This is a genomic window from Methanoculleus formosensis (assembly GCF_025384765.1).
Taxonomy (GTDB): domain Archaea; phylum Halobacteriota; class Methanomicrobia; order Methanomicrobiales; family Methanoculleaceae; genus Methanoculleus; species Methanoculleus formosensis.
On the sequence record NZ_VHLL01000002.1, the window covers coordinates 299,230 to 321,961 of the forward strand.

The window sequence follows — 22,732 nt, forward strand, 5'->3', positions numbered from 1 at the left end:
TCAGGAAACCGCCGCGGAGAGACGGACATAAGCGAGCAGATCGTCGAGAGTATCCGCGTACTCAACCTCGATACCGTAGTTCTCCTCGATGTACTCCTTTGAGTCCACGAACGGCGGCCATTGCCGCGAGATTCTCAGCCGCCCGAGCGACCGGGACTCTTCAGGCTGATCGAGGATCTGGTCGTTTCCAGCGGGGAGGATGAGAAGCGTCTTTTCTCCGTGGCGAGCGGCCTCGGCTTTCTCAAGGATCCCGCCGACCGGCCCAATCTTCCCGTCCTCGCCGATGGTTCCCGTCACGGTCACGCTCTCGTTGAGCGGGATATCCTCCAGCACCGAGAGGAGGAGCACGGCCATCAGCGCCCCCGCACTGGGGCCGTCGATCTCGGAAATGTCCTCCGGGCCCTGGATGCTGAAGATGATGTCGCTCCCCGTGAGGTCGACATGGGAGTGGTTGGCGGCTACGACGACCGCGAGGTTCGCAGCGTCCTGAAACGCTATCCCCATCAGGGGCGTCGTCTGGACGAGCACCCTCCCCCTCCCATCCACGACCTCGACCGAGACGTTCACCATCGCCCCCTCTTCGGTCACCTCCTCGTAGGCGAACGGGCCGCCCCGGTCGACCTCGATCTTCTGGAGGATGACCGGGGCCTGCAACGATGCGGCGCTCCCGTTTTCGCCCGCCTCCATAGCGAGGAGAGGAGCGGCGGTCGCAGCCGGAAGAGTCTCAGTATCCCCGGGTTCGGAGAGCGACGGAGAGAGGTCGCTTTCCGGCACGAGGACGAAGGCCAGGAGGAAGACGTTTGCAACAAGCGAGAGAACAAGCAGAATTGTCAGGGTCCTCTCCCGTATCCACATATGGTGCCCGAATATCCTGCGCCCGGATATATACCTTTCCGAGAGCGATGTACGGAGCGTCCGGAGATCAAAGACCGCAGGGTGCGAACGGATGCCGAGGGTCCGGCTCCCTGAGGATCGCATCGGCCGGTAAAAAAAAGATCTCAGGCCGGCCCCGGTTCCTCCCCGCCGAGGTTCAGTTTCTTCATCTTCCAGGCTCCCCGCCGGTAGAAGAACAGGTCAACCAGGAAGACCACCACGGAGCCGCAGACCACCGCGTACCAGATGTACTGTAGCGGCATACCCATCAGAACAAAGATCGCGGCAAGACCCACCTGCACGATCAGCTGTCCTATGATCGCCGCGTACATGCCGGGTTTTGTCATCCCCGCGCCGTTCATCGCAAACCCCATCGTCATCGCCATGGCTATTACGAAGTACGACGTCGGGACGATCTGCATGAACGGGATGCCGTCCGCAAGCGACTCGCCTGTCGCGCCGAAGAACGCCAGGAGGTGCTCCGCAAACCGCAGGTAGAAGAGACCCACGATCACCATGAACGACGCGTTCGCGACGAGCGCAATCCTGACCGCCTTCTCCGCTCGCTCCACCTTCTGCGCCCCCAGGTTCTGCCCGACCATCACCGCGACTCCCGTGCAGAGACCCATCACGACGATCAGGCCCAGCATATCCAGACGCTGGCAGATACCATATGCCGCCACCGCCGCCGTGCCATACAGTGCCACGATGGCAGTCATCCCCAGGAACGCAAAACTCCGAATGCCGCTCTGCACCGCCGATGGGATCGTGACCCTCAGGATATCCATGACCAGTCGCGGTTCAAACGTCCACTTCTTCGGGAACCTGACCGGCCCGCTCTTTTTGGACGGGAGGAGGTACATCGCGCCGACCAGCAGGAGCACGCCGATCACACGCGACGCAAGGGACGCATACGCCGACCCGGCTATCCCGAGTGCCGGAAGACCGCCAAGGCCCTGGATCAGCGTCGGGTTCAGGACGACGTTCACGATGTTCACCGCAATCATCACAAACATCGGTGTCCGCGAATCTCCCGTGCTCTGGAAGGTTGTCGTCAGGATCATCAGGGTGACAAAGATAAACGCTCCCATCAGCATCGGGGAGAGGAAGCGCCCCCCCTCCGCTGCAACCGCGGCATCCGCTCCAAGGAGCAGGAGGAGATCCTGCGACCAGAAGAGGCCGATGACAGCAAGGACCGCCGAGAAGGAGAGCGCCAGATAGAGCGAGTGCGAGAGGATCACCTGGATACGCTCAAACCGTTCCGATCCGTACGCACGCGAGACGAATGCAGCGGTTGCCGTCACGACCCCGAAGATCACGGTCGTGAGCACCATGATGATGGATATACTCATCGCTCCCCCGGCGATCGAGACGTCGCCAAGTTTGCCGATGAAATACATATCCACCACCTCCACGATGCTCGCGAGGAAATTGCTGACGATGATCGGGAGAGCCACCATCAAGAGGCCTTTTCCGACCGGTCCCTCGGTGAGGATGTTATTGGAAGAGCTCATTGTCAAGTGATCATATATAAACGGGGTGAAAGAAGATAAAGGTTCACTGCAAGTTCAGTGCAATTTATCCGCGAATTTTCCAGGGGCGGCCGATTCGGCGTTAAACCGGGGTGCTGGATGGATCCGGATCTCCGGAGGGAGGCAGGGAATAATTTCATCTGTTTGTTGGTCAGGGCGGGTGGAAGATTCGGTAGTGCCCCGGTATGCAAGAGGCCACCCCAAAAAGATCTACGAACCTCCCGTACACCCTGATCGGAACACTCCCCTCCGAGGTTTCTCTCCTCTGAACTATATCCGGGGCAGAAAGGATGAAACGGTTTCCCATCGAGTATACGCCTGGACGGGGGAGGGATCGAGAGGGGGTGTCCCCCTCCCGGCAACCAACTGATGACCGAACTCGGTGGATCCAACCTGAATTTTTCCCATTACTGACCTCCGGTTAAGCCTTATTCAAGGCGCCATTCTTCCCTGACGAGGTTCGTGCCCGACCGGGTCGTTCTCGCGCAAGTACCTCTTCACGCTGTGGACCGTGGCGGCTCGCGGGGAGGAGGGGGCCTTCCTCCCCCGTTCACCTCCGATGATACCTGTAGCCCCACCCCACCCCACCCGCGCTTCGCGCTCCTCCCCCGCCCACAAGGGGCGGGGGCAGTCATGGTGATACCCCGGGAAAAGCCGTATCCCGGGACCGGCATGCGAGCGGGAAGGCCCGGGGATCTCAGACTACCCGTAGTATCGTAGAGTGTTACTGCAACATCTCCCCTTCATTCAAATAGGTTCATCCACTAACGGTGATCGGGAAGAGGTGTCCCCTGTCATTTGAATGCAGTCAGTGCGGCGAATGCTGCAGCCACCTGGGCCTGGTCCATACGATCCATACCGATTATGGGAATCACCGCTTCCTGATCCGCAACCAGTACACGGGCGAGACGACAGAGGTCTCGATCGATCCGGACAAGATCTCCCTGTTTGCCGACAGGAGCATCTTCTCCGAGCGGCCGGAGGCGTGCCCGTTCTTACGGTACGATGCGGCGGCCGCGAAGGGATACTGCACCGTCCACCTGACGCGCCCCGAGATCTGCCGGGACTACGGCTGCTGGCGCCTGCTCATCCTCGACAACTCGGGGAGAAGAGCGGGAAGGATCATGGGCCAGCGTCACCTGGCCACAGAGGACGCTCTGTTGATCCGGCTCTTTGAAGAACGAATCAACCACCGGGCCGAACCCGACGATGCCGCATGGGATCGGCGGGTGATTGAGGTGCTGGCCGAGGCGGGCTACACGGTGCGGACCTGATCCAGGCTGCCACGGATGCGTGAAGGGAACTCCCACCATTTTCACCCGTGGCATGCTGTTGGAGATGACAAGTCAGTAAGACATTAAATGATAGTTATCTCCGTGAGCGTAACACCCTGATCTATGGAAAGATAATATGAATTTACAAGCATAATATATGCTAGTGAATTCCAGCCTAGAATCTGGTCCCAGGAGATACAATATGAATATTAACAAATTATGGGAACAACTTCTACAAAGAGACGAGCATATCTGGCTAGAGGTGAAACTCGGCAACGAGATCGGAAATTCTGTGATGCAGACAGTTTGTGCCTATGCAAATACGATTGGACTTGGTGGAGGGTATCTTCTCCTTGGCATCAAAGAGGATAAAAACGCCAGCCCAAAATATACCGTCGTGGGTGTTGGTAATCCGGATAAACTTCAGAGTGATTTAGCAACCCAATGTTCGTCTAAGTTTAATGAAATTATCCGCCCAAACATTCAAAGTGGGATTTTGGAAGGGAAAACTGTGGTTTGTGTGCATGTTCCTGAAGCAGAAGCACGGTTAAAACCAATATTCATGAAGAAACAGGGGCTAGATAAGGGAACGTACATCAGGGTTGGGCCAACTGACCAGGTATGCACGCCAGATGATTTAGCCCAGCTATTCCAACTGCGGAATATCCGACCGTATGATGAGACGGTGCTTCCCCAAACGTCAGTGTCGGACATAAACCCCAATGCATTAAACGAGTATCGGAAACTGCGGGCAAAAAAGCATCCTAATGCATCGGAGCTGCGTTATAATGATGAGGAGTTGCTTGATGCCCTCCATTGTATCGAGAAGGTAGACGGGATTTCAAGACCAACTATCGCGGGATTGCTCCTGTTCGGGAATGAAAATGTGTTAAGACGTTATTTTTCAATGATGAGGTTTGATTATGTCCGGGTCAAAGGAAGAGATTGGGGAGGCGAAATGGATGATACATACTACTCAATTGAGTTGAGAGAAGCTTTATTGACACTTCTTCCAAAAGCGGAAGCTGCAATTATGGATAGTATGGAGCGAGAGTTTTCATTCCCGAAAGGAAGTTTAACACGTGAGGAAAAACCTGCAATTCCATACGATGCAATTCGTGAAGTTCTTGTGAATGCGGTTATGCACCGTGACTATCAGGTAGCCGGACCTACTTTAGTGGTTCGATTTACTGATAGAATTGAGTTCCATAACCCTGGATACTCATTGAAACCAATTGATCGTATCGGTACGCCGGGTTCACAGAGCCGGAATCAGACGATTGCAAGCGTTCTACATGAAACAGAATATGCGGAAAATAAGGGTTCCGGTATCGCAAAAGTCCAGAAAAGGATGCAAGAAGCCCAACTTCCCCCGCCCCACTTCATGTCATCGAAAACAGACAATACCTTTGTTGCAACACTTTCGCTTCACCAGTTAATGGATGAGGCAGCACTTGCCTGGTTAAATCAGTTTAACCGGTTTGGTCTCTCCGGAGAAGAAGCCCGTACTTTGGTCTTTGCAAGAAATACGGGCTCTGTTTCAAACGAGGAGTGTAGAAAACTGACGGGGTATGATACGCCAAAGGCGAGTAACCTCCTTACGAAACTCCGAGGATGCGGTATTTTAGAACAGCACTCACACGGATCCGGAACATATTATACACTGTCCAGTAGTTGCTTGGAAAAGGAGCCAAAAACAGGCTTAGATACCCAAATAAGAGTGCAAGATATCCAGATCGAAACTGAAAATAAGTCCGAATTAGACTTAGTTACCCAGTTAAGAACACAAGATACCCAGATAGAATCGGAGAGAGATCGTATATTATCACTACTTCCGGATAGTCTCCAAGACGAGATTCAAAACCTTGGACAGAGAATTACACCGGAGAAACGAGAGGAACTGATATTCAAGGTATGCAAAGTCTGCCCATTTACTGCTACGGAGATCAGTTTCTTGTTTAGAAAGACACGAACATGGGCCAAAAACTGCTTAAGGGAACTTGTCAATGCGGAAAGGGTGTTTCTGACAATTCCTGACAAGCCAAACAGTAGAAATCAGGCATACTATGTGCCTAGATCTGATGGACAACGAAATATATCTGAGTGGAAATAACTCTCGATAAAATTCAAAAGAACTCTGAAAATAGAAAGGTTTCAGAAAGAATTTATCTCAGCGGTGAGGGAAGGTGGGAAAGGGGGAGCACCTGCACCAATACTTCTCGATCCGCCTCGCTTCACCCCCGCAAATTAAAACCTTCCAGGGGAGCCTCACGCCCCCATCCGGCAGAGATCACGCATCGCCCGGATCACGTAGAGGGTCTCGTCCTCGACCCTCTCCTCGTCAACGACGAACGAAATGAACCCCGCCCGTGCGAAGAGTTCCCGGACTGCGTCAAGCCCGGTCAGCGACGAGACAAGGAGGAGGACTCGCCCGAAGGGCGCAAGCACCCGGCCGATCTCCGCGGCGAACCGTTCTATGACGACCCTCCCCGTCGGCCCGCCGTCGAGGGCATACTCCATCCAGTCATCCATCCGCTCTTCTGGAGCCGTCGGGAGATAGGGGGGGTTGAAGAGGATGAGGTCGAACGGGCCACAGAGTCCCGCGGCGAGGTCGGTCCAGACCGCCGCCACGCCCCGGGCGCGGGCGCACCCCACCGCGAAGGGGTTGATATCGGTCGCGGTCACCATCGCCGCCCGGCCGAGCATCCCGGCCGCGACGTAGCCGCTCCCGGTCCCAACCTCGAGCACCCGGTCGGTCTCCCGGACCTCGGCGAGCGCCGCCCGGAGGAGGAGGTGCGAGTCCTCGGCGGGAGAATAGACCTGGTCGGGGAGCATCCTCAGCACCCGGCGAGCCGGTTCGCGATCAGCGCGAACTCTTCGAGCGCCAGGTCCTCAGGCCGGCGCTGCAGGAGATCGTCCGGGAGCTCCGCGATTGCCCGTTCGATCGACCCGGGCGAGAACGTATCTTTGCCGCTCCGAAGGCCCTTCCTTATGGTCTTACGCCGGTGGGAGAAGAGCACCCGGACGACGTCGGCGTAGACCTGCCTGTCCGCTATCGGATACGGCGGGTCGCGCGGCGTGATCCGGACGACCCAGGAGCGGACCTGGGGCCTCGGGCGGAACGAAGTGGGCGAGAGGTCAAGCAGCGGCTTCACCGATGCATACGTCTGCACCATCACCGAGAGCCGCCCGACGTTCGACGTCCCCGGCGGCGCGATCATCCGCTGGGCGAACTCCTTCTGGTACATCAGAACGGCGACCTCGAAGCCGATCGCAAGCAGCCGGAACGTCAACTGCGAAGAAACAGAGTAGGGAAGGTTCGCGACGACGATATCGAACGGCGGGATATCCACCTTCTTCGCGTCACCCGGGACGATCTCGAGGCGCCCTTCATCGATCTCGTCGGCGAAGGCGATCTCGAGCTCCTCCACGAGAGCCGGATCGATCTCTACCGCGATGACGGTTGCGCCCCGGTCGAGGAGGGCGCGGGTGAGGATCCCCTCGCCGGGCCCGATCTCAAGCACCCTCCTGCCGGAGACCTCGACAAAACCGGCAATCTTCTCGACGGCCCAGTGGTCGACGAGGAAATGCTGATCCCGCGGAGCGCTCATCTCGATGTAAAGACGTGATACTTCTCGTCCGGGTCCTCGATCTCGCGCAGGATCCGGCTGATGATCATCCGGCTCGGGTGCGGAAGCGACCTGATCCGCCCTGAGATGTCGGCAAAACTCTCGAACGGCTTCTTTTCCCGCTGTTCGAGGACCTCCCAGAGCAGTTTCTTCCCGATGCCGGGGAGCAGGTGCAGCATGTGGAACTTCGGCGTGATGGAGACGGACTTGTTGAAGAACTCGACGAACCGCTGTTCGTTCTCGCCGACGATCTGCTCGACCACGAACGGCAACTCGAGTTTCGCGGTCGCCGTCAGGTCCTCGTAACCGATCCGCCGCTTGACACGCTCGACCTTCTCTCGCTCCGCATCGCCGATATAGACGCGATCGTAGATCTGAATGTCCGCACCCTGCTTCGGGATGAGCTCGAGCAACTTGAACTGGTCCACGCCGACCGCCTGGACGATCGGTTCGCGCTTGTAGGCCTGACGCTGCTCGCTCATGTACCCCATGGGAAGGACATCGATGACTATCGCGTTCTCCTCTTTCCTTTCGGTCTTCATTGGCACCACCCCTTCGATCAGAAGTGGGTCATTACCAGGTCGAGGATCTCGTCAAGCTCTTCCGTTGTAAGATTGAACCGTTCTTTGGCGTAGATTGCCCGCAGTTCGTCCCGGGTTCGCGGCATCAGGTTCGCGATGCGGTAGGCGATCTCCTCTTTCATCTTCTCGAGTTTCAGGAGCTCGTCGACAAGGGCGCGACCCTTCTCCGAAGACGCCTTTGTAAGCTGGTTGGCATGCTCGATACTCTTACGAAACTCATACGACATCTCCTCTCCGGACTCAAGCCGGGCTGCCTCCACCGAGAGAAGGGTATCCCGCAACTCGGGGAGCAGCATCCGCTCTTCACTCACAATTCGTTTTACCGTCATGCCAACCACTACCTGTTGAGGATTATACTTTCTGCGCTTTTAGATGTTGCGGTCTCGCAATCACCTGCTTTACCGAATCGCCATCGCTGACCTCGACCACCCATGCGCGTCCGCGCTGTCCGATGACCGTGCCGGTCTTCCCGTGGAACCTCCGGTGGGGCATGCCCTTCTGGACACTCGGCTCGACCACGACGTGCACCTTCTGCCCGATCTCGTAGTTCTGAATCACCGAGGTGACCGGGGTGATACCGCGTTTTCTGAGGTCCTTCTTGAACTTATACCGCGTCTTCTTGCGTGGTCCATTGTGATGTGCCATGATTACTCACCATACTCGTTTGCAGTTTTGACCAGCACCACATCGAGGCTGACAACACTTGCGGTGCGCCCCAGGATCTGGGCAAGGCTGGGCTGGGTTCTCCCGCCGTCTCCCGATACCAGTTCTTTGATGTAGAGGCCCGCTTCGCCGACGACTTCAACCCAGTATCTGTCGCCTTCCGTGCCCGTGCATCCGATATCGAGGACACGCCGTTCCCGAACTTTATCTGCCCGTCGGTGTGACACCCGCAGGGGGGTGCGCTGTCGTATCGTTACACCTTTTAACTGATCGAGGGCTGTCCTGAACTCATCTGGGGTTGCAGAACCGTCTATCTCGACCAGGATCCTGTATTTTTTATGCGCTTTGTCGGATTTAAGGCTTTGCACCATCTTCCGATCCGTCCATCCGTCGAGATGGACCGCCACCCGGCCGTCGGCCGCCTGGTTGATCTCCGCCTCAAGCGCCGCGAGATCCAGCGACCGCTTCCGCGGTGCCTCGATCTCCATCACGAAGGGGCGGCCCGATCCGAGCATCCGGGCATCGATATCCTCTCTTCCGGCACCGTGCAAGACGGCGTTCTCCGCGTCGAAGGCCTCGATCGCCGGCCTCCCGATCAGTTCCTCGACGGAGTCGGCGTACTGCTTGCCCGTGAAGTCGCACTTCTCGCACCCGGCCCCCCTGCACGCCCGGCAATCCCAGTGGGTCTGGGGGATGCCGCGCTCGTACTTCATGTAGCGGCCGGAGAAGAAGACGGGGTTCACCTGCACCTCGACAGTGCCTTCCCCGAGATCGAGGATCGCGACGACGTCGGGTTTCTTCAGGTCGGCCGTCTTCCCCGTGAGGGCCGAGACGGCTTTTCCGACCTCCCGGTTCATCTCGGCCTTCAGCGGTTCGGGGTCGCGGAGCGAGAGATCGCTCCAGACCATCTCCTCGCTCTCCGCGACGAGCGGCGGCACCTTCGTCCCGATAAGGAACGTTGAAAACTCGATACCGTCCAGTGCCTCGATCACCCTCTTCGCCCAGTCTTCGGTGCGGGAGAGTTCGCCGGCGCATACCCAGCAGGAATCCGGGTCCGGTTCATGGTGCGGCTCGTTTGCCGCAATCTCGTGCGCGATCCGAAGAGCCCTGCCCCGCTCCTCGTTCGTAAGCGAAAACGACCGCTTGCCGAAGAACCGCCCGAGGCAGTGGTTGCAGGTATCGCCGTATCCAAGAATTGCTTCTACCTCTTGTATGATATCCATCAGGATTCCCTCCGGTCCATCTCGTTTAAGAGGACGGTGATCGTGTGATCGGCGTGCAGCGACCGCGGCCCGACCGAGTAGCGGGGGTAGCCCGCGATCGAAGCCTCCTCCTCCGCGGTGAAGTTATGGTGATCCGAGAGGAGATAGTTCTCCGGGAGATCGGGTGCCGCCCTGACGTCCTCGCCCGCCTCGTCGAGCACCGCGAACGGGATCTCGGCAAGCAGCCGGGAGAGCCCGCCGCGGCGGACGTAGACGCCCGGGGTCGACTCCCGGAACTCGTCCCCGCAGGGGATCGAGAGCGCCTTCTTGATCAGGGCGGCGCTGCTCCGCTCGTCCGGCGAGAGATGCCTGACCCCGGCGCCGCGAAAGAGGACGGTCTTCTCGGGCCCGGGCTCGCCGCAGAGGATGAGGTAGCACTCGACGTCGCGGCGCAGATCGTGAGAGAGGAAGAACGAGGAGTTGACGGAGCGGCAGAGGACGTCCATCCTCCCGCCGCTCCCGGGCAGATCGTTGAGGCTGAAGGTGCCGCTCGTCACGGCAAGGTGGCCCACGACGGCAAACCGTTTCATCTACTAGGTCCGCCGAACTTCTTCATCATGCGCTGCATGTTGAACTTGCCGCCGCCCATGCCCCGCATGCCCTTCAGGGCACGCTGCATGATCTTGTAGTACTTGATGAGGTCGCGGACGTCGTCGGGCGTCACGCCGGCGCCCCGGGCGATCCGCTGGATCCGGGAGCTCCCGATCATCGACGGGTCGTCGAGCTCGGGAGACGTCATCGAGTCCATGATCACCTTGTAGCGCTGCATCTTCGTGCTGGTGATGTCGTAGGCGTCGTCGGGGATCTGCATCCCGCCGAGAGGGAGCATGCTCATGATCTGCTTCAGGGGCCCCATCTTGTTGAGCGCCTCGAGCTGCTTGTACATGTCCCGGAGCGTGAACTTCCCCTTGAGCATCGCGTTGACGTCGAGATCCTCGGTCGAGACCGCTTCCTCCGCCCGCTCGACGAGCGCTTTTAAGTCGCCCATCCCGAGCAGCCGGGATATGAACCCGTCCGGGTCGAACCTCTCAAGGTCCTCGATCGTCTCGCCGCTCCCGATGAAGACGATCCCGCTCTGCGTCTCGGCTACCGCCGAGAGAGCGCCTCCGCCCTTCGCCGTGCCGTCCATCTTCGTGACCAGGACACCGTCGATCCCGATCGCCTCGTGGAATCTCCGGGCCTGCTCGCTCGCCTGCTGACCGAGCGCCGCGTCGATGACGAGCCACCGGTGGTCCGGGTGCGCGATCTCGTTGATGTTGACGATCTCCTCGATCAGGTTCTCCTCGAGGGCGTGCCGTCCCTGGGTGTCGATGATGATGACTTCGTACTGTTTGCGGTACTTCGGGAGGCCTTCCCGGACGATCTTGAGCGCATCCTTCTCGTTCGGGTCTCCGAAGCATGGGACGGCTATCCGGTCGCAGAGGGTCTTCAACTGCTGATAGGCGCCCGGCCGGAAGGTATCGGCGCAGATCACCCCGACCCGCAGCCCCTTGCGCTGGAAGTAGCGGGCGAGTTTCGCGGTCGTCGTGGTCTTCCCGCTCCCCTGCAGCCCCGCCATCAGGATCGTCTGGGGCCCGAGAGCCACCTCGCCGGGCGTTCCCATCAGCCGGACGAGTTCCTGGTAGACGATCCGGAGAACGTGCTCCCGGACACCCATCCCCTTCAGGGGCTCCTCATCGAGAGCGCGCTGCTTGATCGCCTGGGAGAGGTGCATCACGAGTTTGACGTTGACGTCCGACTGGAGGAGCGCACGCTGCAGGTCGCGCACCAGTTCGTCGACCGCCGCACGGTCGATCACCGTCTTGCCGGCGAGCTTCTTGACGGCGTCTTTCAAGGACGTGCCGAGGTTATCGAGCATCAGGCATCATCTCCAAGGAGTTCGTTCACCACGGCGCGGGGTTCAAACGGCATGATGTCGTCGTAGCCCTGGCCGGTACCGAGGAAGAGGATCGGTTTTCCAACGGTGTGAGCGACCGATATCGCCGCGCCTCCCTTCGGATCCATATCCGCCTTCGTCAGAACGACCGCATCGGTGCCGACGGCCTTGTTGAACTCGTCGGCCCGGATGACCGCGTCGTTTCCTGCGACCGCCTCGTCGACGTAGACGACGAGATCGGGCTTCATGACCCGCCGGATCTTATCGAGCTGGTTCATGAGGTTCGCCCGGTTGTGGAACCTTCCCGCCGTATCGGCGAGGACGACGTCGATATCGTGCGCCTTTGCGTACTGGACGGCGTCGAAGAGGACCGCAGAGGGGTCGGCGCCCGCCTGGTGCTGGATCGTCTTGATCCCGAGGCGGTCGGCGTGAACCCGTATCTGCTCGATCGCACCCGCACGGAAGGTGTCGCCTGCACCGATCACGACCGTAAAACCGTTCTTCTGCAGGTATTGCCCGACCTTCGCGACGGTCGTCGTCTTGCCGGTCCCGTTCACGCCCGTAAAGAGGATCTTCACCGGCCGCTCGTGCTCGCGGATGTAGGTGGCAAGGTCGAGACCGTCGCCCAGCACCCCGCAGAGCGCGGAGCGCAGGGTCGATACGACCAGGTCGTCGACCGATGCGCCGATCTTACGGCGCCTGCCCACCAGGTCGCGGCGCATGCGGGCGATGATCTCGTCCGTGACCGGGAGCGCGACGTCGTTTTCAAGGAGAACCATCTCGAGTTCGAAGAGCGGCTCCTCGACGTCCTTTTCCTGGAGGAGGACCTCCCGGTCCCGGACAAGGACTTTCACCTTCTCAAAAAACGTGGGGTTCTCCCGGGCCTCCTGCACCTTCTTTTCCGTGATGGAAGGTTCGGATCGGGTGGTCGGGGTGGGGACAGGTGCTTGAACCTCCGCGGCCTCCGGCAGTTCTGCAACCTGCGGCTCCGGTTCCGGCCCGGCAGCCTCCTCGATATTCGAGGCGAATTTCGTCCTGATATTCTGAAGTTTTTTCTTTAAGGAATCAAACATTATGAACTTCCGCCCTGGCCTGCCTGAGCCTGCCGGGCCCCCCGATACGCCGCCTCGAGACGCCGGGAGATCTCCGTTGCCTGGCCCTGAAGGTGTTCGACCGAGCCCGAGACCTTCTTTGCCACGGCCTCAAGTTCGGTTAGCCGATCCCCCAGATACTCCACCGCGTCTGCGGTGGCCCTCTCGACGGAGACATCTGAACCGATGTTCACGAGAACGTGGCCGGCGTCGAGCACCTTCACCCGGAGGTACGCGCCTCCCCCGACAGGGAGAAGGACGACTCCGTCCGCGTTCTCCTGGATCGCGCGGAGGGTCTCGATGGCGGCGGTGCCCTCAAGCCGCTGCTGCTCGATCATCGCGAGTTGCTGCGTCATGAGTTCGATCTGCTGCCCGTACTCGTTCAGGTACATCTGGAGGGTCTGTATCTCGCGGGGATCTGCCTGGTTCACGTCATTCACCAGCTACTACGTTAACCGATTCGATCGAGATATAACTTCTCTTCAGGCGGTGTTTGCTCCCGATATCGGCAAGAACCTTCTCTTTTGCCAGGTTCTCGTTCAGAGCGCCGATGACCTTGCGGTACGGTTTCCACTCGTTGTTGATCTTGCACGCGCCTACAACTTCAAACATCTGGTTCTCCATGTTGTATCACTCCAAAAATCCAAAGACTTCTTCTATCCGTCCCAGCTCGAACCCGGTCGTGGCGGATCCTGCGACGTACCCCTTGCTGTTTGCAAGGAGCCCGGTACCCACGAGACCGCCGCCCATGTTGACCGACCCGAGGCCGATCGGGAGATCGACCACCCGCTCGAGGTTCGCGATCTCCGTATCGTTGGCCCTCGGGTGGACAAGGATACCCTTGTTCGTCGCAAACCCGGCCATGCCGACGGTCTTGATGCCGCCGAGCGTCAGCCGGACCACCGGCACCCCGAGGAACGATCCGATCTCTTCGGCAACATCGAACTCCATCTCGGGGTGGACGGCGGCAACGTAATCGTTTGCAAGAATGACGTTGCCGGCCGCGTTCATGGCTCCCTCGAGCAGGAAAATGTCCCGGTACTCGCTCAGGACCGAGAGCTCAGCGTCGGTGGCAAGGCCGCTGACGACCAGGCCCCGGCTGTTACCGGCAACGAGCGAACCGATGATGCTGCTTCCCTGGATGAAGGTACTCACGATCTCGATATCGAGTTCCTGTGCAAGGGTCGCGGTGAACCCCTCGGGCGCCCCCGGGTAGACGATCGCTATATCCTCAAATACCCGGGCATAAACGCCGATGTTCGGATCGCCGGTGAGATCGATCGTCCCTGTCATTTCACTCCTCGGCGAGCTCGGCCTGGACCTGCCCGTCCTCGAACTTCATCGCGCGGACGCGAATCTTTCTCGGGGGCTTGGAACTGCCGTTCTCCCAGACCTTCTCGTTGATGCTTTGGTCGAGTTTGACGTCCTCGCTCTTCATGTGCCGCTCGAGAAACGCCCTGATGTCCTTGATCGCAGTGTTCCCCCGCTTCCACCGGGGAGAACGCTTCACCTCACGCAGAGGGATGATATAGATATGCTCCTTCAATGCTTCTGCCATAGCCTTACACCTTCAGGGAACTCCGGCGCCAGTTGCGCCGCCTCGGATGGGACGCAACCGCACGGTTGGTCTTGATCATCACCCATGCCGGCACGCGGCGGTTCTGCTCGCATGCCTTTGCCAGCCGGATCTTCCGGCCCTTCATCAATTTACTCATAGTTTCCACACTCGTAATATTCAGGTATCTCTCAGAGCAACCACCAGCGACTGCAGGTGACCGGAGGGAAAGAACGGCGCCGGGTCGATACCGCGGGCGCAAAGGGCGCTCCTGATCTCCCCTTCGTAGTCGCCGTTCCCGATGCTGCCCGTCTCCCCGTACCGCACCACGAGCAATCGCTTACAGAGCCGCTCCACCTCGGTCTTCCCGTAGCCGAGGAGCGGCCGGACGTAAGAGCAGCCGGTGGTCATCTCCAGGTGCTGGACCTCGGGGCGTTCGAGCCGGGGGACCCGGTCCTCCCGGCGGGTGCCGTCGCCGACCACCGCATACTCGGCCGCAAGGGTCTCGACCGCCGTCCGGTGAACCAGGTCGATCGCGTCGTTTGGATATCCGCACGAGAGGAGCAGGTCGACGGCCTCAGAAAGCAGGTCCCTTCCGAGCACCCTTCTCCTGAAGGGAAGGCCCAGGGCAGCCGCTGCGGCCCGCACCTCCGGGACCTCACGGTCGGGATCGAATACACAGGTATTCAGTTCCACGCCGTAATCGCGCGCGAGCATGATCGCCGCGAGCGCGCTGTCTTTCCCACCCGAGAAGAGCACACCTGCTTCCATTATTTCCGCGTAATCCTGAACTCTCTCTTCGCCGGCGTCACCTGGGCAAGCAGGGCTTTCAGCTGCTCGTCGGTGATCCGCTGCCGGACACGGCCGCTCTGGGCCAGCATCACCAGCTGCTGCTCAACCGCTTTTGCAAACTCCGGCCGGGTCAACTTGATGGTATTGAGCCGCTCCCTCGCTTCAGGTTCCAGGATCTCCAGGAGCGCGGCGCGGATCTGTGCATCCATCTGCTGCTGGCGTGCGGCCTCTTCCTCCAGAGCCTGCTGATCCATCCCCTGCTGCCGCTGCATCTGTTCCAGTCTGCGGCGGCGCAGTTCAGCGAGTTCGTCGTCTACCATCAGTCATGCCTCCGGAGATCAGTACTTCGCAAGGCCGGGGGCAGCTTTCGCGGCCTCGGATTTGAGGCCGTTTGCTACGTTGTCGAGGAAGGATCTGCCTGCCGGGGTCACCGTCCGTCCCCCAACACCGTGAGCGACGTATCCGGCCGCTTCGAGCTGCTGGAAGATCTTCCTGACGATCGACCCGCCTCCACGTTTGAACCGGTTCGGAGCCGAACCGCGGTTGGCACTGCCGCCGTAGGCGGAACGCATCCTCTGGATGCCGACAGGGCCGTCGGTGTAGATTCTCCGGAAGACCGCCGCCGTACGCACGTACCACCAGTCGTCATTCTCGGGGGGCATCTCTTTGTATACCCCCGTCTTTGCAAAAGCGGCCCAGTCGGGGGGCTGAATCTGCGAATTTTTCTTGAGTTCTTCTGCCACCTGCCGGATGAGCATATCGGCAGGGATGTCATATACAGTCGTCATAGATGAACCTCACTCTCGCTAACAGTCTTTACATATTCGTCCAGTGATGTTTTATATATTTCGAGGATTGTGCCCGGGCGATCGGTTCCGGCGCTCCGCAAGGACGAGCGTCCGCCCCCTGACCTCGACCAGAACCGCCCCGGCCGATGCCGCTATCTCCTCGGGATCGACCTCGGTGTTCCTGAGCCATCTCACCTTGACGACCTTCCGGTCCTTGAGCTGCCGCCGGATCTCGTCGATCATGACGTTCGTGATGCCGCGTTTCCCGACCCAGATGGTGGGCTTGAGATCCTGGTATGACTCTCTGCTCATTCTTGCGGCCTCCCGACCGGGAACCGTGACCGGTGCCCGCAGGCAAGACAGGTGACGACCACACGGCCCCGGTGAACCCGGACACGCGCGTTCGACCCCGGGACGAGGTAGGCGTAACACCGGCGGCAGAAACGGCGCTTCAGCGGCCGCTCTATCCGGACCCGGTGGCGCATGCCGATCCTGCGGGCCAGCTCCACGCACCGGTTGCTCCAGCCGGGATTCTCCGGGTAGAACTCCGCGGCACGCGCAAAGAGGACGGCGATCCTCTCGCGAGCAAGTCTCCGGGAGCCTGATCTTCGTGTAGTGTCTGCCATGGTGCGATCCGTCTCAGTGGTGGGTCTTGAGATTGGAGGCGCGAGAATATATAGCAGGTAGATAGTCGCGGTCAGCGGACCCGCACCCGGCGGCCATCGACTTCGAGGCGCCCCTCGCAGAAGAGTTTCACCGCAAGCGGGAGGGCTTCGTGCTCCTCGGCGAGGATCCGGTCGGCGAGCGCCGTCTCGTCGTCGTCCGGGAGGACCGGCACGCACCTCTGGACGACGATGGGGCCGGTATCCAGCCCCTCGTCGACCAGGTGGACGGTGCAGCCCGCGACCTTCACCCCGTACTCGATCGCCTGCCGCTGCGCGTGCAGGCCGGAGAACGCCGGGAGCAGGGCGGGATGGATGTTCATCATCCGGCCCGAGAACTCGCGGACGATACCGGGCCCGAGGATCCGCATGTAGCCCGCGAGGACGAAGAGGTCTGCCCGGCAGCCCCGCATCGCGGCGATGAGCGCCTCCTCGTAGGCGGCCTTCGTTGGGAACCGCGCATAGTCGACGACCGTCACCGGGACACCGGCACGTCTCGCCCGCTCTATCGCGTAGGCCTTCGGGTTGTCGGTGACGAGGCCCACGCAGATCCCGGGGATATCCCCGGCCGCGACGGCATCGGCCACCGCCTGAAAGTTTGATCCTCTCCCCGAGACGAGGAACGCAATCCGTTTCTTATCAACAGACATCTCTCGACGCATATGTATCGACTCCTCTACCGGGCCTCGCCCTGCCCGTTCCGGGGGGCGACGATCAGTTTCACCTTGACGAGCCGCCGGCCCCGCACCTGCATCACCACCAGCGTGATGTTGCTCTCCTCGATCTTGACCACCTCGCCGCGGCGGGGGATGTGGCCCAGCCGTTCGATGACGAGGCCGCCGATGCTCTCGTAGGCGTCCGTCAGCGGGAGGGACAACTCCAGGTCATCGTTGATGTGCTCCACCCACGTCCGCGCATCGACCAGGTAGACGCCGTCCTCGATCTGCTGCACCTCAGGGTCCTCCTCGTCGAACTCGTCCATGATCTCGCCGACCAGTTCCTCGAGCATGTCTTCGACCGTCACGATCCCGGCAAACGACCCGTATTCGTCGAGAACGACCGCCATGTGCTGTTTCTTCACCTGGAGTTCCTTCAAGAGCTCGTCGATCTTCTTGCTCTCGGGGATGAAGTAGGGTTCATACATCAGGTTCGCGATCGTCGCGCTCGTCTGCTGCCGGAAGACCGCCGAGAAGACGTCCTTCACGTTCAGGAGCCCGACGATGTTGTCGATACGCTCATGGTAGACGGGGATCCGGGAGAACCCCGTCTCGTTGAGGATGGCAAGGGCACCCTCGAGCGTGGCGACGTCCTCGACCATGACGACGTCCACCCGGGGCGTCATCACCTCGCGAACCGTCGTGTCTCCAAAGCGCAGCACCGAGTAGAGCATGTCGCGCTCCTCCTCCTCGATCGTCCCCTCCTCCTCGCCGACGTCGATCCACTCCTTGATCTCCGCCTCGGTGACGGTCGGATCGGTCACGCCGGGCCTGAAGGCGAACTGCCCCTTGATCCGGTCCGAGACCCAGAGCACCGGGTAGAGAACCTTCGAGAAGTAGAGGATCGGCCGGGCGACGCGGAGCGCGACGTCTTCGGTGTGGCGGGACGCGTACATCTTCGGCCCGATCTCACCGAAGACCAGAAGCAGGAGCACCGTGACGACGGCCGCTATCGCGATGCCGGTGGCGGTGCCGTAGAGAGTGACGGCGATCGCGGTCGCGAGCACCGCTACCGCGACGTTCGCAATGATGTTCCCGATCAGGGTGGTGAGGGCTATAGTATCGTTCGATCGTTTCAGCGCATCGAGTGCTTCCGCTCCTTTTCGACCCTGGTTTACGAGAGCGCGGACTTTCGTCCGGGTTATCGATATGAGGGCGACTTCCGAACTCGAGAAGAAGCCCGAAAGGAGCAGACAAACAATGAATAAAATGATCCCTATGGTGAGAAAGTCTACGACTACCATTGACTCCACGCCGCATCAAGCGGCAACATCCGGGATTGATTGATCACCGGGATTATATGAACTATGTCGTAGGCAGATGATATAAAACCAGCGCATCACGAGAACGCCTCTCGTAGCGCCTCCGATTCCCGGGAAAGAAGCACGACCTTCTCTTCGGACGAGAGCGCTCCGGGAAAGACCAGGTCCTCGAGTTCCAGGGTGAGGTATCCGTCGTAGCCCCGGTCGGCGAGGTCCTCAAGCACCCGGGTCGCAGGCAGGTCGCCGTGGATGGGGTGGTGGGGCCGCCCGTTGCCGCCGAGCGCACTGACGTGGACGTTCACCATCCGCTCGATGCAGAGATCGATGAACCGGGTCGCCTCCACCGATGACGTCATCATGGCATGCCCCATATCCAGCGTGAACCAGAGCCAGGGTTCCCGCTCGAGCACCTCGGCCGCATCCTCCGCCGTGGAGAGGAGAGCGTTGACCCGAGGCTCCAGGTTCTCGATCGCCACTTTCACCCGCGTCCCCTCGGCGGCTTCGCGGAGCCGGGCGATGTACGCCTCGAACCGCCGGTAGTCGTAGGCGCTCGGGTGCCGTTTTGCCGTCCTCTTCCCGGGGTGGACGGTGACGACCGCTGCACCCATCCGTTCCGCCATCTGGATGGCCTCGATGGTGTACTCGACCGATATATCGGCGACTCGCGGGTTGATGGAGCAGGGGTTCAGGTCCAGCGTCGGGGCATGGACGGTGATCGGCGAGAGTTCCGGGTGGGCGGCGATACAACCGGCGAGTTCGTCTTCAGGGCGGTCGCGGAGCCAGAAGTGGGGCGTCTCGACCCAGAATTCGAGGCCGCCGAGGCCGGATTCAGCGACGTAGTCGAAGATATAGTCGCAGGGGTACTCGTGGAAGAACATGGTCGAGACGGCGAAACGGCCCATAACACTACTTGATATAACCGATCGGCCTAATAGATTGTGATGATGATCGGCGGTCATTCCACCGGCCCGGAACAGTTCGGAACCCCGATCTTCGGGGTCTCGGAGGTCTCGGGGCTCATCTGCGACCTCCTCGACGACGCCCGGCTGCACCAGATCTGGGTGCGGGGGGAGGTGACCAACTACAAGAACCACGCCTCCGGCCACCGCTACTTCTCGCTCTCGGAGAGAGACGGGCGGGACTCTGCCCTGATCAACTGCGCCATGTGGCGCTCTTACGCCGCGGGGCTCACGTTCGCGCCGGGGGATGGGATGGACGTCCTTGCCCTGGGGACCGTGGAGGTCTACGAGCCCCACGGGAAGTATCAGCTGATCGTCAGGGAACTCCGTCAGGCAGGTGCCGGTCCCCGGCACCTCATGGTCGAGCGCTGGAAGAAGGAACTCGATGCGGAGGGGCTCTTTGCCCCGGAGCGGAGACGGGCGCTGCCCGCCTTCCCGCAGCGGATCGGCGTGGTCACCTCCCCGACCGGCGCGGCGCTCGCGGACATCCGCTCGGTCATCTCCCGGCGCTACCCGGCGGAGGTGATCCTCTCCCCGACGGCCGTCCAGGGCGAGGGGGCGCACGCCGAGATCGCGGAGGCGATCCGGCGGATCGACGGGCTGGTGGACGTGATCATCGTCGGGCGCGGGGGCGGGAGTTTCGAGGACCTCTTCCCCTTCAACCATCCCGACGTCGTGCGGGCGGTCGCGGGGTGCAGGACGCCGGTGATCAGCGCCGTCGGGCACGAGGTGGACACCGCCCTCTGCGACTTCGCCGCGGACCTCCGGGCGCCGACGCCCTCCGCAGCGGCGGAACGGGCGGTGCCGGAGCGCCGGGAGGTGCTCCGGGAACTCGCCGGGTTCGAGGAGAGGATGCGCTCGCTCCTCCTCCACCGCGTCGCCGCCGCGGCGGGCGAGGTCGAGGACCTCCGGGAGCGCATGCACCCCCGGCGGCTTTCGCGCCGCATCAACGAACGGATGCAGCGCCTCGCCGAGCACGAGGAACTGCTCAGGCGGGCGGCGGCCGGACGGGTGCAGCGGGAACGGGCCGCCCTCGCGGAGGTCCGGGCGAGCCTTAGCGGGCAGAACCCGCTTGCGATCCTGGAGCGGGGATACTGCATCGTCGAGGCGGACGGGAGAATTGCAAGAAGTGCCGCGAGCCTCGCGCCGGGCGAGCGGGTGACGATCAGGATGATGGACGGCCGGGCGGTCGCCGTCGTGGAGGAGATAACGTATGACGAAGACCTTTGAAGAGAACCTGGAAGAACTGCGGGGGATTGTCCGGAAACTCGAGGGTGGTGAGACGAGCCTTGAGGAGAGCATCGTCATCTACGAGCGGGGCGCGCTCCTCGTCAAACAGTGCGAGGACTTCCTTGAGGCGGCCGAGATGAAACTCACCGAACTCGGTCGCGACCGGTAAAGCGGTAGAACCCACCGCGCAGCCGGTGGAGAGTTGTATCCGGGAGCATACACTATTTTTCCCGGCATCTCCCCGTGCAGTGAACCGTGGGGGTATCGCCACTGGGGGAGGGGCCGATGGGGAGGGGCATACCCCCTCCCCTGTCTCTATCTTTTACGCGGGCACCTGTAGCCCCCACCCCGCCCGGCCTTCGGCCTCCTCCCCCGCCCACGAGGGGCGGGGCAGTGCGTGGCGATAGCCGGTGGAAAGCCGTGTTCCGGGAGCCAGCCGAATAACAGCCCTTTTCCGATTACTACCCATACAGTGGACCATGGGGGCATCGCCACTGGGGGAGGGGCCGACGGGGAGGGGGCATGCCCCCTCCCCTGTCTCTACCAATCCCGGATAACTATAGCCCCCACCCCGCCCGGCCTTCGGCCTCCTCCCCCGCCCACAAGGGGCGGGGGCAGTCCGTGGCGATAGCCGGTGGAAAGCCGTGCCGGGTTCTTCCCCTGGGCCTTCCCATGCAGTGGACCGTGGGGATATCGCCATTGGGGGTGGGGCCGACGGGGAGGGGGGCATGCCCCCCCCGTCTCTATCGCGTAAGGTCCTCCCTTCGGAGCCCCAACCCTACTCCCCGTCGTCCTCCGGCACCTCCGCTTCGAGTTCGACGACCAGTTCCTCTTCCCGGCGGAGCGCCTCGATGAACTCCCGGGGGAGGGTCGCCGCGGTGCGGTCGGAGCGGATGCCCACCGTCCGGTCGGAGACGAAGTCGCTCCGCCGCCAGACGAGATCGGCGGGGTGATCCAGGGTGAACGCCGCGCTGCCCCTTGAGCGGACCTCGACGGTCTCGCCCCCCGCGGTAAGACGGGTAGTCAGCACCGTCCGGTCGTCGCAGAGCAGCGCCCTGAGGTTGGAATCGAGATCGGCGGCGCCCTTGTCGGCCCCGACGGCGATGATGCAGTCCCCAGTCTCGGTCAGCGTCTCGTCTCTTGTCACCTCGAACGTCGTCCGGTGGCTACCCTGAACAAGCGGGTGCCCCCGCGCCCGCACTACATCCCGTGCCTTCATGCTTAATTAGGAGAGGGACGCTATTGCTAATGAATGATCGACATCGTTTGCCCCGTCTGTAAAGAGGAGTGCGAACACCAGGTTCTCCGGGAAGCCGCCGAACTGGTGGTGCAGTGCAGCGAGTGCGGCCAGGTCCACCGGGTACCGAGGCCGCCCGAACCCGAGATCCTTACCATCAAGGCCATCGTGAGCCAGGAGACGGAGTCGACGGTCTGCAGCGTTGAGATGTTCGACGACGAGACGGTCTCCATCGGCGACCGGATCGCCGCGGAGTGCGGCGACGAGGTCTTCGGCGTCGAGGTCACCGGCATCGAGGTCGGACCGAAACGGGTCCGCAAAGCGGCGGCCTCTGAGGTGACGACCATCTGGACGCGGGGGATCGAGCAGGTCGTGGTGAAGGCGTCGGTCCATACCGGACGCACGACCATCCCGCTCTACCAGGCCGCCGACGGCGAGGACGAGTTCATCGTCGGGGAGACCTACACCCTCGGCGGCCGGCGGGTCAGGATCTCGCACATCAAACTCCGCGACGGCCCGGTCATACGAAAAGAAGGGTGGAAGACGTTTGCCCGCAGGGTGAAGCGGATCTACGGGTATCTCGAAGGCCGCACCCGGAGGTGACCCGACCGGAGAGGGCTGCCGGCTGAGAATCATAACGGCAGACCCGGTACTTCGCTAACGTTTTGAGGAGAGAGACCCGGGGTCAAACAACCGACCTCCTTTCATAACCTGACAGTTGCTTAAACTCCGTTCCCTACGAGAAACGCC

The 22,732-nt window shown here is 61.1% G+C and carries 30 protein-coding genes; 5 read left to right on the top strand and 25 right to left on the bottom strand.

The genetic code is table 11. From position 1 onward, the window contains the following. Together FKB36_RS04965 and FKB36_RS04970 are read right to left on the bottom strand one after the other, a co-directional pair. Positions 1-855 carry a S16 family serine protease gene (locus tag FKB36_RS04965; protein WP_261596930.1) on the bottom strand — a complete coding sequence of 285 codons (855 nt, stop codon included), beginning with the start codon at positions 853-855 and terminating at the stop codon, positions 1-3. Between the two features lie 143 nt (positions 856-998). Continuing rightward, positions 999-2,387, bottom strand: coding sequence for an MATE family efflux transporter (locus FKB36_RS04970; RefSeq protein WP_261596931.1), 1,389 nt, complete (start codon positions 2,385-2,387; stop codon positions 999-1,001). Positions 2,388-3,175: 788 nt separating this feature from the next. Here FKB36_RS04970 and FKB36_RS04975 point away from each other — a divergent pair. Together FKB36_RS04975 and FKB36_RS04980 are read left to right on the top strand one after the other, a co-directional pair. After that, entirely contained in the window at positions 3,176-3,679 is a 504-nt protein-coding gene (locus FKB36_RS04975; RefSeq protein ID WP_261596932.1) for a YkgJ family cysteine cluster protein, read from the top strand. 202 nt (positions 3,680-3,881) lie between these two features. Next, positions 3,882-5,792: an ATP-binding protein gene (locus tag FKB36_RS04980; protein ID WP_261596933.1), complete on the top strand. Its 1,911-nt coding sequence runs from the start codon at positions 3,882-3,884 to the stop codon at positions 5,790-5,792. Positions 5,793-5,947: 155 nt separating this feature from the next. Here FKB36_RS04980 and FKB36_RS04985 read toward each other — a convergent pair whose 3' ends face one another. The 22 genes from FKB36_RS04985 to FKB36_RS05090 form a co-directional block, all read right to left on the bottom strand. Next, a complete protein-coding gene (locus tag FKB36_RS04985; RefSeq protein WP_261596934.1) occupies positions 5,948-6,514 on the bottom strand; it encodes a HemK2/MTQ2 family protein methyltransferase in 567 nt (188 codons plus the stop codon). Between the two features lie 2 nt (positions 6,515-6,516). Beyond that, on the bottom strand, positions 6,517-7,290 hold the full coding sequence (gene rsmA, locus FKB36_RS04990) for a 16S rRNA (adenine(1518)-N(6)/adenine(1519)-N(6))-dimethyltransferase RsmA (RefSeq protein ID WP_261596935.1): 774 nt from the start codon (positions 7,288-7,290) through the stop codon (positions 6,517-6,519). Further along, positions 7,287-7,850 (bottom strand): DUF655 domain-containing protein, encoded by a 564-nt coding sequence (locus FKB36_RS04995; protein ID WP_261596937.1) that lies wholly within the window; start codon positions 7,848-7,850, stop codon positions 7,287-7,289. Before FKB36_RS04995 ends, rsmA begins: the two co-directional genes overlap by 4 nt. A gap of 17 nt (positions 7,851-7,867) precedes the next feature. Next, positions 7,868-8,218 (bottom strand): RNA polymerase Rpb4 family protein, encoded by a 351-nt coding sequence (locus tag FKB36_RS05000; protein ID WP_261596938.1) that lies wholly within the window; start codon positions 8,216-8,218, stop codon positions 7,868-7,870. Positions 8,219-8,240: 22 nt separating this feature from the next. Next, a complete protein-coding gene (locus FKB36_RS05005; RefSeq protein ID WP_261596939.1) occupies positions 8,241-8,534 on the bottom strand; it encodes a 50S ribosomal protein L21e in 294 nt (97 codons plus the stop codon). A 2-nt stretch (positions 8,535-8,536) separates the two neighbouring features. Beyond that, a complete protein-coding gene (locus FKB36_RS05010) occupies positions 8,537-9,775 on the bottom strand; it encodes a tRNA pseudouridine(54/55) synthase Pus10 (RefSeq protein ID WP_261596940.1) in 1,239 nt (412 codons plus the stop codon). Continuing rightward, the gene (gene trmY / locus FKB36_RS05015; protein WP_048181664.1) at positions 9,775-10,344 is read right to left on the bottom strand and encodes a tRNA (pseudouridine(54)-N(1))-methyltransferase TrmY; all 570 of its coding nucleotides are present in this window, start codon (positions 10,342-10,344) and stop codon (positions 9,775-9,777) included. Before trmY ends, FKB36_RS05010 begins: the two co-directional genes overlap by 1 nt. Next, entirely contained in the window at positions 10,341-11,672 is a 1,332-nt protein-coding gene (locus FKB36_RS05020; RefSeq protein ID WP_261596941.1) for a signal recognition particle protein Srp54, read from the bottom strand. The genes trmY and FKB36_RS05020 overlap by 4 nt, the downstream gene beginning before the upstream one ends. Continuing rightward, the gene (ftsY, locus tag FKB36_RS05025; protein WP_261596943.1) at positions 11,672-12,763 is read right to left on the bottom strand and encodes a signal recognition particle-docking protein FtsY; all 1,092 of its coding nucleotides are present in this window, start codon (positions 12,761-12,763) and stop codon (positions 11,672-11,674) included. Before ftsY ends, FKB36_RS05020 begins: the two co-directional genes overlap by 1 nt. After that, entirely contained in the window at positions 12,763-13,212 is a 450-nt protein-coding gene (gene pfdA, locus FKB36_RS05030) for a prefoldin subunit alpha (protein ID WP_221058774.1), read from the bottom strand. Before pfdA ends, ftsY begins: the two co-directional genes overlap by 1 nt. Before the next feature lies 1 nt (position 13,213). Then, positions 13,214-13,405: a 50S ribosomal protein L18Ae gene (rpl18a, locus tag FKB36_RS05035; RefSeq protein ID WP_054848057.1), complete on the bottom strand. Its 192-nt coding sequence runs from the start codon at positions 13,403-13,405 to the stop codon at positions 13,214-13,216. 6 nt (positions 13,406-13,411) lie between these two features. Further along, positions 13,412-14,074: a translation initiation factor IF-6 gene (locus tag FKB36_RS05040; protein WP_261596945.1), complete on the bottom strand. Its 663-nt coding sequence runs from the start codon at positions 14,072-14,074 to the stop codon at positions 13,412-13,414. Between the two features lies 1 nt (position 14,075). Next, positions 14,076-14,339 (bottom strand): 50S ribosomal protein L31e, encoded by a 264-nt coding sequence (locus tag FKB36_RS05045; protein ID WP_261596946.1) that lies wholly within the window; start codon positions 14,337-14,339, stop codon positions 14,076-14,078. A gap of 4 nt (positions 14,340-14,343) precedes the next feature. Further along, a complete protein-coding gene (locus FKB36_RS05050; protein WP_054848054.1) occupies positions 14,344-14,496 on the bottom strand; it encodes a 50S ribosomal protein L39e in 153 nt (50 codons plus the stop codon). Between the two features lie 20 nt (positions 14,497-14,516). Next, the gene (locus tag FKB36_RS05055; RefSeq protein WP_261596947.1) at positions 14,517-15,107 is read right to left on the bottom strand and encodes a DUF7411 family protein; all 591 of its coding nucleotides are present in this window, start codon (positions 15,105-15,107) and stop codon (positions 14,517-14,519) included. Beyond that, the gene (locus FKB36_RS05060; RefSeq protein ID WP_261596948.1) at positions 15,107-15,448 is read right to left on the bottom strand and encodes a DNA-binding protein; all 342 of its coding nucleotides are present in this window, start codon (positions 15,446-15,448) and stop codon (positions 15,107-15,109) included. The genes FKB36_RS05055 and FKB36_RS05060 overlap by 1 nt, the downstream gene beginning before the upstream one ends. A gap of 18 nt (positions 15,449-15,466) precedes the next feature. Then, on the bottom strand, positions 15,467-15,916 hold the full coding sequence (locus tag FKB36_RS05065) for a 30S ribosomal protein S19e (protein WP_261596949.1): 450 nt from the start codon (positions 15,914-15,916) through the stop codon (positions 15,467-15,469). A 51-nt stretch (positions 15,917-15,967) separates the two neighbouring features. Continuing rightward, complete coding sequence (locus FKB36_RS05070; RefSeq protein ID WP_261596950.1) at positions 15,968-16,228, bottom strand: YhbY family RNA-binding protein; 261 nt, start codon at positions 16,226-16,228, stop codon at positions 15,968-15,970. Continuing rightward, positions 16,225-16,542 carry a ribonuclease P protein component 4 gene (locus tag FKB36_RS05075; RefSeq protein WP_261596951.1) on the bottom strand — a complete coding sequence of 106 codons (318 nt, stop codon included), beginning with the start codon at positions 16,540-16,542 and terminating at the stop codon, positions 16,225-16,227. The genes FKB36_RS05070 and FKB36_RS05075 overlap by 4 nt, the downstream gene beginning before the upstream one ends. A 71-nt stretch (positions 16,543-16,613) precedes the next feature. After that, complete coding sequence (gene purN / locus FKB36_RS05080; RefSeq protein ID WP_261596952.1) at positions 16,614-17,240, bottom strand: phosphoribosylglycinamide formyltransferase; 627 nt, start codon at positions 17,238-17,240, stop codon at positions 16,614-16,616. Between the two features lie 14 nt (positions 17,241-17,254). Next, positions 17,255-18,538, bottom strand: a complete 1,284-nt coding sequence (locus FKB36_RS05085; RefSeq protein ID WP_261596953.1) for a hemolysin family protein — start codon at positions 18,536-18,538, stop codon at positions 17,255-17,257. Positions 18,539-18,633: 95 nt separating this feature from the next. Next, a complete protein-coding gene (locus FKB36_RS05090) occupies positions 18,634-19,458 on the bottom strand; it encodes a sugar phosphate isomerase/epimerase family protein (RefSeq protein ID WP_261596954.1) in 825 nt (274 codons plus the stop codon). Positions 19,459-19,497: 39 nt separating this feature from the next. Between FKB36_RS05090 and xseA the strand changes: the two genes are divergently transcribed. Beyond that, positions 19,498-20,745 (top strand): exodeoxyribonuclease VII large subunit, encoded by a 1,248-nt coding sequence (gene xseA, locus FKB36_RS05095; RefSeq protein ID WP_261596955.1) that lies wholly within the window; start codon positions 19,498-19,500, stop codon positions 20,743-20,745. After that, the gene (xseB, locus tag FKB36_RS05100) at positions 20,729-20,914 is read left to right on the top strand and encodes an exodeoxyribonuclease VII small subunit (RefSeq protein ID WP_261596956.1); all 186 of its coding nucleotides are present in this window, start codon (positions 20,729-20,731) and stop codon (positions 20,912-20,914) included. Before xseA ends, xseB begins: the two co-directional genes overlap by 17 nt. 609 nt (positions 20,915-21,523) lie before the next feature. Here xseB and FKB36_RS05105 read toward each other — a convergent pair. Beyond that, the gene (locus FKB36_RS05105) at positions 21,524-21,964 is read right to left on the bottom strand and encodes a DUF371 domain-containing protein (RefSeq protein WP_261596957.1); all 441 of its coding nucleotides are present in this window, start codon (positions 21,962-21,964) and stop codon (positions 21,524-21,526) included. A gap of 33 nt (positions 21,965-21,997) precedes the next feature. On the opposite strand from FKB36_RS05105, the gene FKB36_RS05110 reads away from it, so the two are divergent. Beyond that, the gene (locus FKB36_RS05110; protein WP_261596958.1) at positions 21,998-22,585 is read left to right on the top strand and encodes an HVO_0476 family zinc finger protein; all 588 of its coding nucleotides are present in this window, start codon (positions 21,998-22,000) and stop codon (positions 22,583-22,585) included. The last annotated feature ends 147 nt before the right edge of the window (positions 22,586-22,732 follow it).

Bases quoted from the DNA above. Each gene is read 5' to 3' on its own strand.
- FKB36_RS04980 (WP_261596933.1), top strand. From the start codon at position 3,882: ATGAATATTAACAAATTATGGGAACAACTTCTACAAAGAGACGAGCAT.
- FKB36_RS05085 (WP_261596953.1), bottom strand. From the start codon at position 18,538: ATGGTAGTCGTAGACTTTCTCACCATAGGGATCATTTTATTCATTGTT.
- xseB (WP_261596956.1), top strand. From the start codon at position 20,729: ATGACGAAGACCTTTGAAGAGAACCTGGAAGAACTGCGGGGGATTGTC.
- FKB36_RS05000 (WP_261596938.1), bottom strand. From the start codon at position 8,218: ATGACGGTAAAACGAATTGTGAGTGAAGAGCGGATGCTGCTCCCCGAG.
- FKB36_RS05070 (WP_261596950.1), bottom strand. From the start codon at position 16,228: ATGAGCAGAGAGTCATACCAGGATCTCAAGCCCACCATCTGGGTCGGG.
- rsmA (WP_261596935.1), bottom strand. From the start codon at position 7,290: ATGAGCGCTCCGCGGGATCAGCATTTCCTCGTCGACCACTGGGCCGTC.
- rpl18a (WP_054848057.1), bottom strand. From the start codon at position 13,405: ATGGAGAACCAGATGTTTGAAGTTGTAGGCGCGTGCAAGATCAACAAC.
- FKB36_RS05065 (WP_261596949.1), bottom strand. From the start codon at position 15,916: ATGACGACTGTATATGACATCCCTGCCGATATGCTCATCCGGCAGGTG.
- FKB36_RS05010 (WP_261596940.1), bottom strand. From the start codon at position 9,775: ATGGATATCATACAAGAGGTAGAAGCAATTCTTGGATACGGCGATACC.
- FKB36_RS05060 (WP_261596948.1), bottom strand. From the start codon at position 15,448: ATGGTAGACGACGAACTCGCTGAACTGCGCCGCCGCAGACTGGAACAG.
- FKB36_RS04995 (WP_261596937.1), bottom strand. From the start codon at position 7,850: ATGAAGACCGAAAGGAAAGAGGAGAACGCGATAGTCATCGATGTCCTT.
- FKB36_RS05105 (WP_261596957.1), bottom strand. From the start codon at position 21,964: ATGAAGGCACGGGATGTAGTGCGGGCGCGGGGGCACCCGCTTGTTCAG.
- purN (WP_261596952.1), bottom strand. From the start codon at position 17,240: ATGCGTCGAGAGATGTCTGTTGATAAGAAACGGATTGCGTTCCTCGTC.
- FKB36_RS05040 (WP_261596945.1), bottom strand. From the start codon at position 14,074: ATGACAGGGACGATCGATCTCACCGGCGATCCGAACATCGGCGTTTAT.
- FKB36_RS05055 (WP_261596947.1), bottom strand. From the start codon at position 15,107: ATGGAAGCAGGTGTGCTCTTCTCGGGTGGGAAAGACAGCGCGCTCGCG.
- xseA (WP_261596955.1), top strand. From the start codon at position 19,498: ATGATGATCGGCGGTCATTCCACCGGCCCGGAACAGTTCGGAACCCCG.
- FKB36_RS05075 (WP_261596951.1), bottom strand. From the start codon at position 16,542: ATGGCAGACACTACACGAAGATCAGGCTCCCGGAGACTTGCTCGCGAG.
- FKB36_RS05090 (WP_261596954.1), bottom strand. From the start codon at position 19,458: ATGGGCCGTTTCGCCGTCTCGACCATGTTCTTCCACGAGTACCCCTGC.
- trmY (WP_048181664.1), bottom strand. From the start codon at position 10,344: ATGAAACGGTTTGCCGTCGTGGGCCACCTTGCCGTGACGAGCGGCACC.
- FKB36_RS04985 (WP_261596934.1), bottom strand. From the start codon at position 6,514: ATGCTCCCCGACCAGGTCTATTCTCCCGCCGAGGACTCGCACCTCCTC.
- FKB36_RS05110 (WP_261596958.1), top strand. From the start codon at position 21,998: ATGATCGACATCGTTTGCCCCGTCTGTAAAGAGGAGTGCGAACACCAG.
- FKB36_RS05020 (WP_261596941.1), bottom strand. From the start codon at position 11,672: ATGCTCGATAACCTCGGCACGTCCTTGAAAGACGCCGTCAAGAAGCTC.
- FKB36_RS05050 (WP_054848054.1), bottom strand. From the start codon at position 14,496: ATGAGTAAATTGATGAAGGGCCGGAAGATCCGGCTGGCAAAGGCATGC.
- ftsY (WP_261596943.1), bottom strand. From the start codon at position 12,763: ATGTTTGATTCCTTAAAGAAAAAACTTCAGAATATCAGGACGAAATTC.
- FKB36_RS04965 (WP_261596930.1), bottom strand. From the start codon at position 855: ATGTGGATACGGGAGAGGACCCTGACAATTCTGCTTGTTCTCTCGCTT.
- FKB36_RS05005 (WP_261596939.1), bottom strand. From the start codon at position 8,534: ATGGCACATCACAATGGACCACGCAAGAAGACGCGGTATAAGTTCAAG.
- FKB36_RS04970 (WP_261596931.1), bottom strand. From the start codon at position 2,387: ATGAGCTCTTCCAATAACATCCTCACCGAGGGACCGGTCGGAAAAGGC.
- FKB36_RS05045 (WP_261596946.1), bottom strand. From the start codon at position 14,339: ATGGCAGAAGCATTGAAGGAGCATATCTATATCATCCCTCTGCGTGAG.